Annotated in this window: 11 protein-coding genes; 6 read left to right on the forward strand and 5 right to left on the reverse strand. The window is 67.0% G+C overall.

Annotation, left to right across the window (positions count from 1 at the left end; translation table 11 throughout):
• The first annotated feature begins 264 nt into the window (after nucleotides 1-264).
• The gene (locus QP552_RS12155) at nucleotides 265-2,892 is read left to right on the forward strand and encodes a TonB-dependent receptor (RefSeq protein ID WP_286073731.1); all 2,628 of its coding nucleotides are present in this window, start codon (nucleotides 265-267) and stop codon (nucleotides 2,890-2,892) included.
• 547 nt (nucleotides 2,893-3,439) lie between these two features.
• Here the strand turns inward: QP552_RS12155 and betT are convergent.
• Together betT and QP552_RS12165 are read right to left on the reverse strand one after the other, a co-directional pair.
• The gene (gene betT / locus QP552_RS12160; protein WP_106550530.1) at nucleotides 3,440-5,419 is read right to left on the reverse strand and encodes a choline BCCT transporter BetT; all 1,980 of its coding nucleotides are present in this window, start codon (nucleotides 5,417-5,419) and stop codon (nucleotides 3,440-3,442) included.
• A 146-nt stretch (nucleotides 5,420-5,565) separates the two neighbouring features.
• Nucleotides 5,566-5,946 carry a VOC family protein gene (locus QP552_RS12165; protein ID WP_111111954.1) on the reverse strand — a complete coding sequence of 127 codons (381 nt, stop codon included), beginning with the start codon at nucleotides 5,944-5,946 and terminating at the stop codon, nucleotides 5,566-5,568.
• A gap of 148 nt (nucleotides 5,947-6,094) precedes the next feature.
• On the opposite strand from QP552_RS12165, the gene QP552_RS12170 reads away from it, so the two are divergent.
• The 3 genes from QP552_RS12170 (at nucleotide 6,095) to QP552_RS12180 (ending at nucleotide 10,572) form a co-directional block, all read left to right on the forward strand.
• Nucleotides 6,095-6,613 (forward strand): sigma-70 family RNA polymerase sigma factor, encoded by a 519-nt coding sequence (locus tag QP552_RS12170; protein ID WP_111111953.1) that lies wholly within the window; start codon nucleotides 6,095-6,097, stop codon nucleotides 6,611-6,613.
• The gene (locus tag QP552_RS12175) at nucleotides 6,610-7,554 is read left to right on the forward strand and encodes a FecR domain-containing protein (protein WP_286073732.1); all 945 of its coding nucleotides are present in this window, start codon (nucleotides 6,610-6,612) and stop codon (nucleotides 7,552-7,554) included. Before QP552_RS12170 ends, QP552_RS12175 begins: the two co-directional genes overlap by 4 nt.
• A gap of 69 nt (nucleotides 7,555-7,623) precedes the next feature.
• Nucleotides 7,624-10,572, forward strand: a complete 2,949-nt coding sequence (locus QP552_RS12180) for a TonB-dependent receptor (protein ID WP_286073733.1) — start codon at nucleotides 7,624-7,626, stop codon at nucleotides 10,570-10,572.
• A 127-nt stretch (nucleotides 10,573-10,699) separates the two neighbouring features.
• Here the strand turns inward: QP552_RS12180 and QP552_RS12185 are convergent, their stop codons facing one another.
• Together QP552_RS12185 and QP552_RS12190 are read right to left on the reverse strand one after the other, a co-directional pair.
• The gene (locus QP552_RS12185) at nucleotides 10,700-11,023 is read right to left on the reverse strand and encodes an SMR family transporter (protein ID WP_053494475.1); all 324 of its coding nucleotides are present in this window, start codon (nucleotides 11,021-11,023) and stop codon (nucleotides 10,700-10,702) included.
• Nucleotides 11,023-11,376: an SMR family transporter gene (locus QP552_RS12190; protein ID WP_019659945.1), complete on the reverse strand. Its 354-nt coding sequence runs from the start codon at nucleotides 11,374-11,376 to the stop codon at nucleotides 11,023-11,025. The genes QP552_RS12185 and QP552_RS12190 overlap by 1 nt, the downstream gene beginning before the upstream one ends.
• A 161-nt stretch (nucleotides 11,377-11,537) precedes the next feature.
• On the opposite strand from QP552_RS12190, the gene QP552_RS12195 reads away from it, so the two are divergent.
• Nucleotides 11,538-12,389 (forward strand): LysR family transcriptional regulator, encoded by an 852-nt coding sequence (locus tag QP552_RS12195; protein WP_111203855.1) that lies wholly within the window; start codon nucleotides 11,538-11,540, stop codon nucleotides 12,387-12,389.
• 92 nt (nucleotides 12,390-12,481) lie between these two features.
• On the opposite strand, the gene QP552_RS12200 is transcribed toward QP552_RS12195, so the two are convergent.
• Nucleotides 12,482-13,402 carry a M14 family metallocarboxypeptidase gene (locus QP552_RS12200; protein ID WP_111111949.1) on the reverse strand — a complete coding sequence of 307 codons (921 nt, stop codon included), beginning with the start codon at nucleotides 13,400-13,402 and terminating at the stop codon, nucleotides 12,482-12,484.
• Between the two features lie 131 nt (nucleotides 13,403-13,533).
• Between QP552_RS12200 and QP552_RS12205 the strand changes: the two genes are divergently transcribed.
• Nucleotides 13,534-15,615, forward strand: a complete 2,082-nt coding sequence (locus tag QP552_RS12205; RefSeq protein WP_286073734.1) for a TonB-dependent siderophore receptor — start codon at nucleotides 13,534-13,536, stop codon at nucleotides 15,613-15,615.
• Nucleotides 15,616-15,657: the final 42 nt, after the last annotated feature.

Consider the following 15,657-nt stretch of genomic DNA (forward strand, 5'->3'; position numbering starts at 1 on the left):
CGCGTAGCGCGGGGGGATGATGTTTCCGGCAAGGGGACGGAAGAGCAGTCGACTAACAGTCGACTCTACCCAGTCGACTCTACCTCCTCCTCGGTTCCGGGAACGCCTGACGCGGTTCCATCCCAGAACCAGGACGCGCACGAACGGGGCATCCCGGTCGTTAAGAACCTGTGATGTATAACTGAATGCGCTTTCGTCATTGGAAGGCGCACACGGTCGCATGCGGTACTGACGGCTCCTCCCCCGTTCGGCGTTGTCGCTTCCATGTACCGCACCACCCTGAACCTGCTTGCCGGCGCCATCGCGCTGAGCCTCACGGCTGGCACTGCCAGCGCCGCTGAAACCGCCGATGCCGGCAAGGACAGCACCACCCTCGGCGCCGTGCTGGTGACCGGCTCCAACATCAAGCGCAGCGATACCGCCGGGCCGAACCCGGTGCAGATCGTCAGCCGCGAACAGATCGAGCAGACCGGCCGCTCAACACTTACCGACGTGCTGCGCAACCTGTCGGCCAATGCCGGCAACAGCTTCGACGAGCAGTACACCGGCAGCTTCGCCGCAGGCTCGGCGTCGATCGGCCTGCGTGGCCTGTCGCCGAAGAACACGCTGGTGCTGGTCAATGGCTACCGCGTATCCAACTTCGGCTTCGCGCTCAACACCCAGGACACTTTCGTCGACCTCAACGCACTGCCGATCAGCGCGGTCGAGCGCATTGAAGTACTCAAGGATGGTGCCTCGGCGGTGTACGGTTCCGATGCCATCGCAGGCGTCATCAACATCATCCTGCGCAGGAACTTCCAGGGCGTGGAAGTCGGTGGCGGCTTCGGTACCGCCACCCAGGGCGGCCTGAACGAACGCAAGGCCAACCTGCTGGCCGGCTTCGGCGACCTGGAACAGCAGGGCTGGAACGTACTGTTCGGGCTGGACCTGCTCAAGCGCGACCGCCTGGATGCCGACCAGCGCGCCTACACCCGCAGCGGCGATTTCCGCGACAAGCCCGGCGGACGCCTGGCCGGCTGGTCCACCGCCGGTGGCAACTGGCTGTCCAACCCGCGCGCGCCGCAACCGTTCGCCAACTGCCCTGATGGCAGCCAGCTGCGCCCGTACAGCGACTTCGGCAGCACCCTGCCCGGCCAGGCCTGCGCCTTCAACGCGCAGCCATTCAAGACCCTGCAGCCCGGCGCCGAGCGCCTGCAGGCCTCGCTGAGCGCGACTTACCGCTTCAATGACAGCGTCGAGGCCTTCGCCGATGTGCTGTACAGCCACAACAAGGCCGACCAGATCTTCAGTGCGCCGCTGACCGTCGGCCCCGGGCTGCGGGCGTACAACCCGGCCACCGGCACGCTGATCGACGTGCCGGCGGTGCTCCCGGTCGGGCACCCGAACAATCCGGGCAGCACGCCGCTGCCGTTCGAGTACACCTTCTTCGACCTCGGCCCGCGCCTGAAGGACAACACCCAGGTGTTCTACCGTGCACTGGCCGGCGTGCGTGGCAGTGGCGAGCGCTGGGACTGGGAAGTGGCGGCGCTGACCTCGCAGAGCGCGCAGCGCGAATACGTCGACAACTTCGTCAACCGCTATGCGTTCGAGCAGATCCTGCGCGACGGCAGCTACAACTTCCTCAACCCGTCCAGCACGCCGGGCACGCTGGATGCCCTGCGGCTGCAGACAAAGCGCCCGGGCTGGTACAAACTGCACGCGTTGAACGTGAAGGCCTCGACCTCGCTGTGGGAGCTGCCGGCCGGTGCAGTCGGCTTCGCCTGGGGCGCTGAGTTCCGCAAGGAATCATTGGATGCGCGCACCAGCGCCCAGGTGCTGTCGGGCACCGAACTGCGCCCGGCGATCAACGTGGTCAACGGCGAGCGCCAGGTCAGTGCTGCCTACGCCGAGCTGAGCGTGCCGCTGCATCGCACGCTGGAACTGCAGGTGGCCGGCCGTGGCGACCACTACGACGACTTCGGCAAGGCGTTCTCGCCGAAGGTGGCGCTGCGCTGGCAGCCGTTGGACAGCCTGCTGCTGCGTGGTTCGTTCTCGCGCGGGTTCCGCGCACCTTCGTTGCCGGAGATCGCGCCCGGCCAGACCGTCAGCTATGGCTCGGTGATCGATCCGCTGGATCCGCTGCAGCCCGGCGGCAGCCGTGGCGTAACCAACATCCGCACCGGCAACCCGGACCTGAAGGCCGAGCGCTCGCGCAATTTCAACGTGGGTGCGGTGTGGTCGCCGGATGGCGATACCAGCATCGGCCTGGACTGGTACCGCATCGAACAGGACAACCTGGTCAAGCCGGACAGCGCGCAGTTCATCGTCGACAACCCGACCCTGTTCCCGGGCCGCGTGCAGCGTGATGCGCAGGGCCGCATCCAGTTCATCACCAACCAGTACGCCAACCAGGGCGAACTGACCACCTCGGGCCTGGACCTGGACGCCAGCCGCACCTTCCGCACCGACGGCTGGGGCAACTTCACCGTGGCCGGCAGCTGGACCCACCTGCTCAGCTTCAAGCAGCCGCTCGTGGCCGGCCAGGCGCCCTATGACGGGGCCGGCAACAACCGCCACGGCGCGCTGCCTCGCACCCGCGGTACCACTTCGCTGAACTGGGCGGTGGGCGACTGGAGCAGCACGCTGAGCCTGCAATACGTGAGCGGCTACGACCAGCGCGTGGCGACGGCGACCAGCAACCCGGGCCTGCGCGACCGCATCAAGCCGTATCAGCAGCTGGACCTGTACGTAGCGTACGAGGGAATTCCGAATACCACGCTGTCGCTGTCGGTGCTGAACCTGACCGACAAGGATCCGCCGTTCGATCCGGCTGGCGGTTCCAACGGGTTCGACATCAGCCAGTACAACCTGCGCGGGCAATTCGTCTCGCTGGGGGCGCGCTACCGGTTCTGATGCGGCAACGGGGCGGCGATGATGCGCCGTCCCTCCCGGTGGAGTCGACTGACAGTCGACTCTGCCCACCGAGGCGTTCCTGCATCACCGGCCCAGGTGCAGGCCCTCTCCCGGTAGAGTCGACTGTCAGTCGACTCGCGCGCGAAGCGCGGGCTTTTCGATGTCCGCAAGCAGGAGCAGTCGACTGACAGTCGACTCTACCCATCCAAGCACATCCAAGCGTTCCTGCATCACCGGCCCAGGTGTACGCCCTCTCCCCGGTAGAGTCGACTGTCAGTCGACTCGCGCGCGAAGCGCGGGCTTTTCGATGTCCGCAAGCAGGAGCAGTCGACTAACAGTCGACTCTACCCATCCAAGCACATCCAAGCACATCCAAGCGTTCCTGCATCACCGGCCCAGGTGCAGGCCCTCTCCCCGGTAGAGTCGACTGTCAGTCGACTCGCGCGCGAAGCGCGGGCCTTCCGATGTCCGCAAGCAGGGGCAGTCGACTAACAGTCGACTCTACCCATCCAGGCATTCCTGCATCACCCATCGAAGCGTTCCCGCATCACCGGCTCAGGTGCAGGAACTGCAGGTGCCGTTCGTACTGGCTGATGATGTCGTTGATGATCTGCTTGCGGCTGTAGCCGACCAGGTCGTAATCCTGGCTGCCTTCGAACAGGTGCACCTCGGCGCGGTAGTAGCGCTGGTTGCGCAGCTGCTGCGCGGCGAACGACGGGGTCAGGTAGCCGCTGAGGATCACCCGGTACAGGAAGTCCTGCTGCTCGCCGTGGTTGACCGTCAACTCCATGTCGCCGGCCTCGAAGCGCGTGGCCACATCCCAGCCCTGCCCGCGCAGCTGCTCGGCCACCGCCTCCATCGCCGGCTTCACCGTGTCATCCATGAAGCGGTAGACCTGGTCACGCACCGGGAAGTGCATGGCCTGGCTCAGGCGCTGGCGCCAGCCCTGGTGGTGGCGATCGTCTCCGATCAACGGCGACGGCCGGTACTGCAGCGCGCGCTTGCGGTGCGACTCGTCACTGAAGGCGCGGGTCAGCCCCCACATCATCAACAGCAGGATCGCCGAGAACGGCAACGACGCCAGCACCACCGCCGATTTCAGTGCGTCGATGCTGCCGGCCAGCAGCAGGCCGGCGGTCAGCACCGCGATCACGGTGCCCCAGAACACCCGCAGCCAACGTGGGCCGTCGTCCTCGGGTGCGCCGCCATGCGACGACAACGTGGACAACACCACCGCGCCCGAGTCGGCCGAGGTCACGAAGAAGATGAAGCTGACCAGCACGGTCACCGTGATCACCGCGCGGCTCCAGGGGTAGCCGTCCAGCAGCGCATACAGCACGGTCGGTGGATCATCCACCGCCAGCTGCGCCAACTGTTGCTGGCCGTGGTGCAGCACCTGGTCCAGCGCGCTGTTGCCGAAGATCGACAGCCACGCCAGGGTGAAGCCGAGCGGGATCAGCAGCACGCCGAACACGAATTCGCGGATGGTGCGGCCACGCGAGATACGTGCAATGAACAAGCCCACGAACGGTGCCCAGCCGATCCACCAGGCCCAGTAGAACACCGTCCAGCCACCCAGCCATTCGGGGCGGCCGCCGTAGGCATACACATCGAAACTCTTGCCGACCACGCTGCCCAGGTAGTCGCCCAGGTTCTGCATCAGCGTGCTGAACAGGTACTGCGTCGGCCCGGCGAACAGCATGAACAGCACCAGCGCGATCGCCAGCAGCATGTTGATGTTGGCCATCCAGCGCACGCCCTTCTCCACGCCGGAGACGGCCACGGCCACCGCCGCGCCCATCATCGCCACCACCAGGATGATCTGCACCAGGTTGGAATGGGGGATGTTGAACAGGTGCGCCAGTCCCGCATTGAGGTGCAGCACCCCGAAGCCCATGTCTGCGCCGATGCCGAACACGGTGGCGACGATGCCCAGCGCGTCCACGGTGTAGCCGATCGGGCCGTTGATGCGCTTGCCGATCAGCGGGTACAGCGCCGAGCGCAGCGCCAGCGGCAGGTTGTGGCGGTAGGCGAAGTAGGCCATCGCCATCGCCGCCAGCGCGAACACACCCCAGCCGTGCAGGCCCCAATGCAGGAACAGCAGCTGCATGGCCTGGCGCGCACCGGCCTCGCCCGCGGCCGGATCGCCCTGCGGCGGCTGCAGGTAGTGGGTCAGCGGTTCGGAAACGCAGAAGAAGAACAGCGTGATGCTGATGCCCGCCGCGAACAGCATGCCGGCCCAGGAGAGGTAACTGAACTCCGGTTCGTCATGGTCGGCGCCGAGCTTGATGCCGCCGTACTTGGACAGCGCCACACCGACCACGAATACCAGGTACAGGGTCATCGCCAGCAGGTAGTACCAGCCCACATTCAGTGCGGCCCAGTCCTGTGCCTTGACCAGAAGGCGGCCCGCACCGAGCGGAAACAGGCTGACGAACAGCGCGAACGCCACGACAACGATCGCCGCGAAGGCGAACACAGGCCGAAGGGTGCGCACCGGGGATTGTTGCGGCTCCAGTACATCCATGGGGCGGCGTTCTCCGGTAGATCAAGGAATTAGCCGACCGATTCTGGCTGAACCGCAGTGGACAGAGCATGAAGTTGCGGCCTGCGGTCACGGCCTGCGCGCGTGGTTTCGTGCTATCACGCGCGCGCCGCCCTGCCCACAGTGCGTCACGACATCACATGCACCGCGCACAGCTTGTTTCCATCGGGATCGCGCAGGTAGGCCAGGAACAGCTGGCGCCCGGCCATGTTGCGGATGCCGGCCGGGTCTTCGATGGCGGTACCGCCCTGGGCTACACCGGCATCCTGCCACTCACGCACGGCCTCGGCACTGTCAAGGGTGAAGCCGATGGTGCCGCCGTTGGCGTGGCATGCCGGCTGCCCATCGATCGGCGCGGTGACGATGAACATGCGGCCATCCTTGAAGTACACCAGCCTGCCCTTGTCATCGAAGACGCCGGGGCGTGCGCCCAAGGCGGTGAACAGCGCATCGTAGAAGCGATGCGCGACATCCATGTTGTTGGTCCCAACGGTTACGTGGCTGAACATGCGGGCACTCCCTGTGGAAAACCGCAGTGTCGGCGAGCGCGCCGGGCATCGCAAATCCGGCGATCTCCCTCTGCTGCGTGCGCAGGATTTGTCGTGCGCCGCTCGATCACCCTATAATGGGAATCATTCTCATTAATGATCCATGCCCATGGCCGTGCCCGCCACCTCCAGCACCGCGCTGGCGGGGTTCTACCGCGAACACCATGGCTGGCTGCTGGGCTGGCTGCGCCGCCGCACCCACAATGCCGACTGCGCCGCCGACCTGACCCAGGACACCTTCCTGCGCCTGCTCAGCCGTCGCATCGATCCGTCCGAACTGCGGCTGCCACGTGCTTATCTCAGCACCATCGCACACGCCCTGCTGGTCAACCACTGGCAGCGCGCAGACCGGGAGCGCGCCTATCTGGCCGCGCTGGCCGCACAGCCGGAGCCGGTGCATCCCTCGGCCGAGGAGCGCACGCAGGCATTGCAGCTGCTGCACGCCGTCGCCGACATGCTGGCCGGGCTGGCCGAGCGACCCCGACGTGCCTTCCTGCTGGCGCGACTGTCCGGCCTCGGCTATGCGGAGATCGGCCAGCAGTTGGGCGTGTCCGAGCGAATGGTCAAGAAGTACATGGCGCAGGCGATGCTGCATTGCCTGCGCCTGTCCGGCGACACCACAGCGTGAGCGCTGCATTGACCAGCCCGGCGCTGGAGCAGGCCGCCGAATGGTTCGCGTTGCGCCAGCAGGGCTGGAGTGACGACGAGCAGCAACACTGGTACGCCTGGCTGCAGGCCGATGCCCGCCACGCCGATGCGTGGCAGCGGGTCGAATCGGTCTGGCAATCGTTCGCGCCGCTGTCGGCCCCTGCTGCCGCGAGCGCGTTGGGCGCCGCAGGCCGCCGCCGCCGGCAGGTGCTGCGCGGCCTGGGCGGCGCCCTCGCCATCGGTGGCGTCTCGCTGCTGGGCCTGCGCGGGCTGCAACTCCAGCGAGGGCTGCAGACCCAGCGTACCGCCGGCGGCCACACCGGGCATTGGACGCTGGCTGATGGCAGCCAGCTCTGGCTCAACGCCGACAGCGAAGCAGCCATCGACATCGGCGGAGACCGGCGCGCCATACACCTGCTGCGCGGCGAACTGCTGCTGCACACCGGCCACCAGCCCGCCTACGCAGGCCTGCCCTTGACCGTGCACGTGCCGGGCGCCCGCCTGCAGCCGATCGGTACCCGCTTCGCGGTAGGCCGCGAGGGACAGGAAAGCCGCCTGGATGTGTTTGAAGGTGTGGTGCGCTGCCTGCCGCAGTTCGGCACGGCACGGGATGTACCCGCCGGCAGTGCGGTGCGGATCGGCCCGATGGGCGGGCTCGTTCCGCTTGAAGCGGATCCGCTGCGCGGGGATTGGCAGGACGGACGGCTGCAGGTGCAGGACATGCCGTTGATCCGGGTGATCAACGAGCTGGCCCGCCATCACCACGGCTATCTCGGCTGTGATCCTCGCCTGGCCGCACTGAACGTCACCGCTGTCCTGCCGCGGCTGGACAGCGCTCAGTCCCTGCAGTTGCTGGCACGCGCCCTGCCGATCCGCGTCGAACAGCGCTGGCCGTGGTGGACCGTCGTGCGTCCGCTCTGAAAACGCGGTTCCCCTTTTTCGCGCTCACCGGGCAGTACAGGGGAACCCATTGCGGATGTTGCCGCCTCCATGAAACTGCCTTGCCCCTCCCCCCGCCCTCTGGCCATTGCCCTCTGCCTGGCCCTGGCCAGCCCCTGTCTGCTGCCCGCCACCGCCTTTGCGCAGAACACCGCAGCGACGGTGCGCTGGCAGATTCCGGCCGGTCCGCTCGACCAGGCCCTGACCGCGTTCGGCCAGCAATCGGGGCTGTCCATCGCCGCCGATGCACGCCTGACCCGTAGCCGCCACAGCAATGGCGTGCAGGCCACACTCGATACCGATGCGGCATTGGCGCAGCTGCTGGCTGGTACCGGCCTGGCCTTCCAGCGCGATGACAGCGGCGTGGTGCTGCAACCCGCGCCAGCGGCTGAAGCCGGCGTGCGCCAGATCGGTACGCTGCGGGTCGCCGGCCAGGCCAGCGAAGGCGCATCGCCGTGGGGCCTGGCCGATGCCGATGCGGTTTACCGCGACAGCGGCTCGCGCGTGCACCTGGACCGCCAGCAACTGGAGCGGTTCCGCGGCCAGTCGATCGGTGATGTGCTGGCCGGTGCGGTCGGCGTGCACACCGCCGACGTGCGCAATGGCGGTGCGCTGGACGTGAACATCCGTGGCCTTCAGGGCCAGAACCGGGTGCCGGTGATCATCGACGGCGGCCAGCAGGCCATCGACGTATACCGCGGCTATGCCGGCGTGCAGCAGCGCAGCTACCTCGACCCGGACCTGATCAGTTCGGTCAGCATCGAGAAGGGGCCGAGCCTGGCCGCCAACGCCGCCAGCGCGATCGGTGGTGTGGTCTACATGGAAACGCTGAACGTCGATGACATCCTCGACGACGACCAGGCCTGGGGCCTGCGTGTGCGTGGTGGCGTGGCCGACAACAGCATCGACCGCACCCGCACGTTCAAGCAGATCGCGCGCGGCAGCGACAACCGCAACAGCCTGCGTGATCCGCGCGACTGGAACGGCAGCGTGGCCTTCGCCCAGCGTGGCGAGGATTGGCAGCTGGTGGCGGCCTATGCGCGGCGCCGCCAGGGCAACTACTTCGCTGGCAGCAACGGCGCCCACCGGTACGACAACCAGCACCTGTCCAGCGGCGGAACCGGCATGTCCAGCCAGGCGGTCTCGGACATGTACCACCCCGGCGATGAGGTGCTGAACACGCATACCGACAACGAATCGGCGCTGCTGAAATTCACCTGGACGCCCAACCCCGACCAGCGCCTGGAGCTGAGCCACCGCTACTTCAACTCCAGCTTCGGCGAGATCATGCCCTCGGCGATCGGCCGCGTGGGCGAGTCCAACGAATGGGTGACCTACGTGGACAAGGCCAACACCATGTTCCAGTTCGAGCCCGGGAAAATGCGGCTCAACGCCACCTCGCTGCGCCACCGCTACCGGCCCGAGGCACACCCGTGGCTGGACCTGAGCAGCACGCTGTGGTTCACCACCGCCACCAGCCGCATGTTCAACAGCAACATCGCCAACACGCCGCTGTTCAAGGACGTGCCCAACGACCAGATGCCGGACACGCTGGGCGAGACCTATGGCCCGGGCCTGCAGTCGGACGTGAAAACCCGGCGCTGGGGCGTGGACAGCAGCAACACCACCCGCTTCAACAACAGCCTGGGCGACTGGACGCTGCGCTATGGTGCTGCGTTCCAGCACGAGGACACCGCACCGAACTCGCCGGTGCTGCCGGTGGACTACAACAACAACCGCTACCTGCGCTCCGGCACGCGCCGCGAAGCCAGCGTTGTCGCCTCGCTGCAGTGGCAACCGTGGGACTGGCTGTCGCTGACCGCTGGTGGCCGCTTCATCGACTACCGCACCCGTGACCGCAACCGCGTCGCCTTCGTCAGTGAATCGCGCGACCTGCGCTACACCTTCGCGCGCCTGAGCAAGGGCGGGCAGCTGCTGCCGGGCTGGTACAAGGAGTGGTACCCGGATGCGCAGGGCAACTACACCTACGACTCGCTGCGGGCCACGCCCTATGGCGACAGCACGCTGGGCCAGAGCTACGACTTCGATGGTTTCATTCCCGACCCGCGCGGCGCCAACGGTTTCTACACCAAGCAGATTCCCACCGCGTGGGGCTACAAGCCAGCGATCCGCCGTTCCGGCCACGGCTTCGCACCGTATGCCGAGGCCCGCTTCAACCTCGACGAGGACATGTTCTTCTACGTGAAGTATGCGCAGGGCTGGAAGATGCCCAGTCTGTTCGAATCGACGCTGGGAAACAGCACCTCGGCACCCGTGGCCGACCTGAAGCCGGAAAAGAACCGCTCCTGGGACATCGGCTTCAGCCTGCTCAAGCAGGACCTCTGGCGCGATGGCGACCGCCTGGCGTTCAAGGTGGCGTGGTTCAAGAACGATATCGACAACGCGATCACCCGCCGCTTCGACTCCAGCAACTGGGCGTTCTACGTCGACAACGTGGACAACTACACGGTGTCGGGCTACGAGCTGCAGTCCGGCTATGACGCCGGCATCGCCTACCTGGATCTGTCGGCCAGCTACTACCAGCGTGCGCGCACCTGCGATGCGGCCACTGCCAAGCGCCTGCGCGAAGACCCCTATGCGAAGTGGAGCAAGCTGGACACCACCCCTGACTGCGTAGATGGCGGCTTCGGCACCTCGTTCGTCAACGCGCAGAATCCGCCGAAGTACTCGATCCACAGCACGCTGGGCTTGCGCCTGTTCGACAGGCGGCTGGATACCGGCATCCGCCGCACCTACAACAGCGGCCCCACCCATGAACTGGACAAGCCCTGGAACACCACCGGCTCGACCGGGTTGCAGAACATCTACCTGCCGACCGCGATCTATGACTTCTACGCGCGCTGGCAGTTCACTCCGAAGGCCGAGGTGGAGCTGGTGGTCAGCAACCTGCGCAATACCTACTACATGGATACGCTGGCGATGAGCCTGATGCCCGGCCCGGGGCGCACTACGCGGTTGAATTTCACCGCACGCTTCTGAGTCCGCCGGAAACGGCAACGCCCCGGGGAGACCCTCCCCGGGGCGCCTGCACGAGGCGGCTCACGCTCTGGCAGGCGCCAACCTTTCAGCTCCGGTAGGTGCCAACCTTGGTTGGCACAGCGAAGCGCTACTTCGCGGTACTCAGCAGCAGCACCGCAACAGTGACCAGGCCGATACCGATCCAGCCGATCGGGCGCAGGCGGTTGCCGAACAGCAGGCGGCCGCAGGTGGCGGTACCGATCACGCCGATCGCACCCCACATCGCATACGCAGTAGCCAGGTCCATGTAGCGCACCGCCTGGCCCAGCAGGGCGAAGGCGATCCAGACCATGACGATCGCGCCGACACCCCAGCGCCAGCGGCGGAAGCCTTCCGACTTGGCCACCATCATGTTGGCGGCGACGTCGATCAGCGCAGAACAGATCACGAAAAACAGGGCCAAGGTATTCATCAGTGCGCCTCCCCAAGGGTTACGCAGACGATGCCGACCACCGCCAGTACCAGGCCGGCCAGCTGCTGCAGCGACAGGCTCTCGCCGAACACGGTGAGGCCGACCACGGTCAACAGGGTCAGGCCCAGGCCTTCCCACACCGCGTAGGCGACACCGACCGCGATGCGGCGCACCGACAGGGCCAGGAAGTAATAGGACAGCGCCAGCGCGCCGGCCATGATCAGGTAGCCGGTCCAGCCGCCGTCGCGGGCGGCATGGGCCATGAACGAGGTGCCGACCACTTCGGCGACGATCGCCACGGTCAGGCAGGCCCAGGCGACCAGCGCGCCACGGGCGGGAACAGTACGGGACATGTGAAACTCCTTGCGGGACGGGGGTCGTGCCCCGCCATCAGTAGATCCACGCCATGCGTGGATGATCCGTAACGCCCCCGCTGACAGGGGCGACGGCGGCCAGTATCATCGCCTTTTACGGTCGATTCAAAATGGATTCCATCGACTGGAGCGATGGATCAATGCCCTATTCCCCTGAATCCCTGCAGGCCTTCGTCGAAGCGGCCGCGCTGGGCTCGTTCTCGGCAGCCGCACGCCGGTTGCGCAAGACCCAATCGACGGTCAGCACCGCCATCGCCCACCTGGAGGCGGACCTGGGCGTCAGCCTGTTCGACCGCAGCGGACGCTACCCGCAGCTGACCGAGGCCGGGCGCCAGGTGCTTGGCCACGCGCAGGAAATCCTCGCCGCCGATGCACGGCTGCAGCAGTTGAGCGTGCGCCTGGCGGCGCCGGTCGAGGCGCGGCTGACGGTGGTGTTTTCCGATGTGTACCAGCTCGATCCGGCGCAGCGTGTGTTGCAACGCTTTGCCGAAGCGTTCCCCGAGATCGAACTGGAATGGCTGGATGCCGAAGGCGACGACGTGCTGGAACTGGTCGGCAGTGGTCGCGCCGCGCTGGGCCTGCTGCCACGCCAGGAAGGCTATCCGGACGGCCTGGTGGCGCGACCGTTGGCGCACCACAGCGAACTGTCGGTGTATGTGGCGCGCGGCCATCCGCTGGCCGACGCCGGCCGGCGCGCGGCTGCCCAGCTGGCACGGCACCGGCAGGTGCGGTTGAGCGCGGAGGTCGACCACACCCGCGCGGCCACGGGCCTGGCATGGACCGCCACCGACTACCTGATGGTGATGGAGATGGCCGAGGACGGCATCGGCTGGGCCGAGCTGCCACGCGCGCTGGTACGGCGCTACGACCGCGGGCAGCTGGTGGAACTGACCCTGCCCGGCTGGCCACGACGCATCCACAGCGACCTGCTGTGGCGCCGCGATACGCCGCCGGGGCCGGCCGGGCTGTGGTGGGCCGACGCGTTGGGGTGACACACCCACCACCGCGCCATCCACGCATGGCGTGGATGGAATGAGAGCCCGGTAGATCCACGCCACGCGTGGATGGGATGCCGGTTATCCGATCAACGATGCGCCAACGCGTAATCCAGCGCCGAACACACCGCGGCCACCTGCGCGTCATTGCACTGCTGCGGCGTGGCGCGCGGGCTGTCCGGGTAGACCTCGGTGGTGGTGGTGTAGGTCGCACCGGTGATGCCGGCACACAGGCCCAGCTTCACCAGCGGGTACTCGATCACGCCATGGGCGACCACCGGCGAACCGATGATCTCGCCCGTGTCGTCGGCCGGGGCGATGTGGGTGACCTTCTCCACCTCGGCAATCACCGCCTGCTGGAAGGCCGGTTGCGGGTTCTCGCTGTCGTCCACCAGATAGAAGCCATCCGGAATCAGGCCCGGCTCGAACGGCTTGCCGTCACGTGCGGCCAGCGCCGGGCGGAACTCGCTCTCGTCGCTGTCGGTGGTTTCGTGCAGGTCGATATGCAGCACGAACTGTCCCTTGTACGGCGCGATCAGCTCGATGACAGCGGTCGATTCGCGTGCCGGACCATCGGCGCGGAAATTGCGGTTCGGATCGATCGCATCGAAGTTCCAGCGGTTGATGCGCTCGAAACCCCACGGGTTCACGCACGGCGCCACCAGCAGGTTGGCTTTGCCGGCATAGTCGTCGGCGTGCTTCTCAAGGAACTCCAGCGCGCCCATCACGCCGCTGGTTTCATACCCATGCACGCCACCTGTTACCAGCGCGGCCGGCAACGCCGGGTTCCAGTCGCGGCTGCGCAGGGCGAACAGGGTGTAGGTCTCGCCAGCGTAATCGAGCTGCCCGTAGGCCACCTTGTCGAAGCGAGAGGCCAGCGCCTCGATGCGCGGCAGCACCTCCTCGTCGTAGCGACGCAGGCGCTGCTGGCGACCGCGCCACGCCTCCCGTTCCGCCGCTCCCCACGGCTGGCCAGGGGTTCCGACGGGGTAGAAGGCGGCTTGGGACATGGCGGATCTCAGCGAGTCAGGAAGCAATCGCCCACTCTACCACCGGGGAATCAGCGTGAACCGGCGGCGCATTCCATTGACGAATGGAATCAGCAATAATTCTCATTTACCACCTTCCACAGCCCGCACCGATGCCCATCCCTGCCCTGCAACCGGCCCGCCTGCCGCTGGCCGCCGCCCTTGCCCTGTGCCTGCTCCCGGCCGTCACCGCCTTCGCCCAGGACGGCGCCACCACGCTGGACAGCATCCAGGTCTCCGGCAGCTGGCTGGGCACCGGCCTGCATGACAGCGTGAAGAGCTTCGCCGGCGCTCGTACCGTGGTCGACCGCCAGCGCATCGAGGCCAGCGGCGCGGCCAGCATCGGCGATGCCATGCGCCGCATCCCCGGCGTGCAGGTCACCGACAACTCCGGCACCGCCGGCAGTTCGGTGTCGCTGAACATCGGTGTGCGTGGCCTCACCGGCCGCTACTCGCCGCGCTCGACCGTGCTGCTCGATGGCGTGCCACTGGCAGTGGCGCCGTACGGCCAGCCGCAGCTGTCGTTCGCGCCGACCAGCCTGTCCAACATCGAGTCGATCGACGTGGTGCGCGGCGGCGGCGCGGTGCGCTACGGGCCGCAGAACGTGGGCGGCATCATCAACTTCAGCACCCGCGCCATTCCCACCGAGGCCGGCCTGCACGGCGAAGCGGGCGTGCGCTACACCGCCTACGACCATGGCGGCGGTGACAGCACCCAGTACAACGCCTTCCTCGGCGGCACCGGCGACAACGGTCTGGGCGCCGCCCTGCTCTACTCCGGCCAGGATGGCCGCGGCTGGCGCCAGGGCAGCGATGACCGCTTCAACGATCTGGCGCTGAAGTTCGCCTATGCCATCGACGAACAGCAGGAGCTGCGCGCCAAGCTGTCCTACTACGATGTGCGCTCGCTGACGCCGGGCGGCCTGACCCGCGCGCAGTACGAGGCCGATCCGTTCCAGAACACCCGGCCGACCGATTTCTGGAAGGGCCATCGCACCGGCATCGACCTGGGCTACACCAACACGCTGTCGGCCAACAGCGAGTTCGAGGTGCTGGCCTATTACAACGAGAGCACCCGTGCCAGCTCGCTGATCAACGCCGCCAATACCCAGTTGACCGTGCAGCCGCGCGACTACCGCGTGCTTGGCATCGAGCCGCGCTATACCCAGCGCCTGCACTGGGGCAGCACGATGCATGACATCACCGCCGGCTACCGCTTCCTGCGCGAGCGCGGCAACGACCGCAGCTACACCGTCACCCGCCGTACCGGCGCGGCCAGTGCCACCACCCGCTTCGACAACGCCACCGATGCGCACGCCTTCTACATCGACGACCGCATCGCCATCGGCCAGTGGCGGATCACACCCGGCGTGCGCATGGAATGGATCGACATGGACCGCCGCCAGGCCGGTGGCACGGCGACCTTCAGCAGCCGCAACGACAAGGCGCTGCCCTCGATCAACGTCGCCTACCTGCTGACCCCGCAGCTGACTGTGTTTGGCAACTACACCACCTCGTTCGGACCGGTGCAGAACATCCAGCTCAATTCGCAGACCGCCAGCAACCCACTGAACCCGGAAGTGGCCAAGACCACCGAGCTGGGCGCGCGCTGGCAGGACGGTGCACTGCGCGCGGAAGTGACCGTGTTCAAGATGCGCTTCGACAACCAGATCCTGCAGGTGCCGGGCGTCACTCCGCCGACCTTCCAGAACATCGGCGCCACCGACCACAAGGGCGTGGAGAGCGCACTGGAGTACCACTTCGCCGAGGACAGCGCGCTGGCCGGGCTGGAGCTGTACGCCAACTACACCTGGACCAAAGCGATCCAGCAGTCCGGCGACAACCGCGGCCTGGACGTGCCGTTCTACTCGCGCGACACCGACAGCGTCGGCGCCCGCTACGCGCTGGCCGGCTGGACCTTCAACGTCTCCAGCACCCACCAGAGCGGCCAGTTCTCCGACGCCGCCAACACCTGGGCCGAGAGCGCCGACGCGCGCGTGGGCCGCGTGCCGGGCGTACGCCTGTGGAATGCCCAGGTGGCCTGGCAGGTGCCGGGGCTGGGTGACAGCGAGATCGCGCTGGGCGTGAACAACCTGGCCGACAAGCGCTGGTACACCCGCAACGTCGATGGCAACGCCGGCCGCATGGTGGCCGCCCCGCGCACCTTCTACGTGCAGGGCCGCTACCGCTTCTGAGCCGGTAGCCGCCCGATGCGGTGACGGTGGCGCTCACGGTGG

Origin of the sequence: Stenotrophomonas sp. 59, assembly GCF_030291095.1 — a bacterium.
GTDB lineage: Bacteria > Pseudomonadota > Gammaproteobacteria > Xanthomonadales > Xanthomonadaceae > Stenotrophomonas > Stenotrophomonas maltophilia_Q.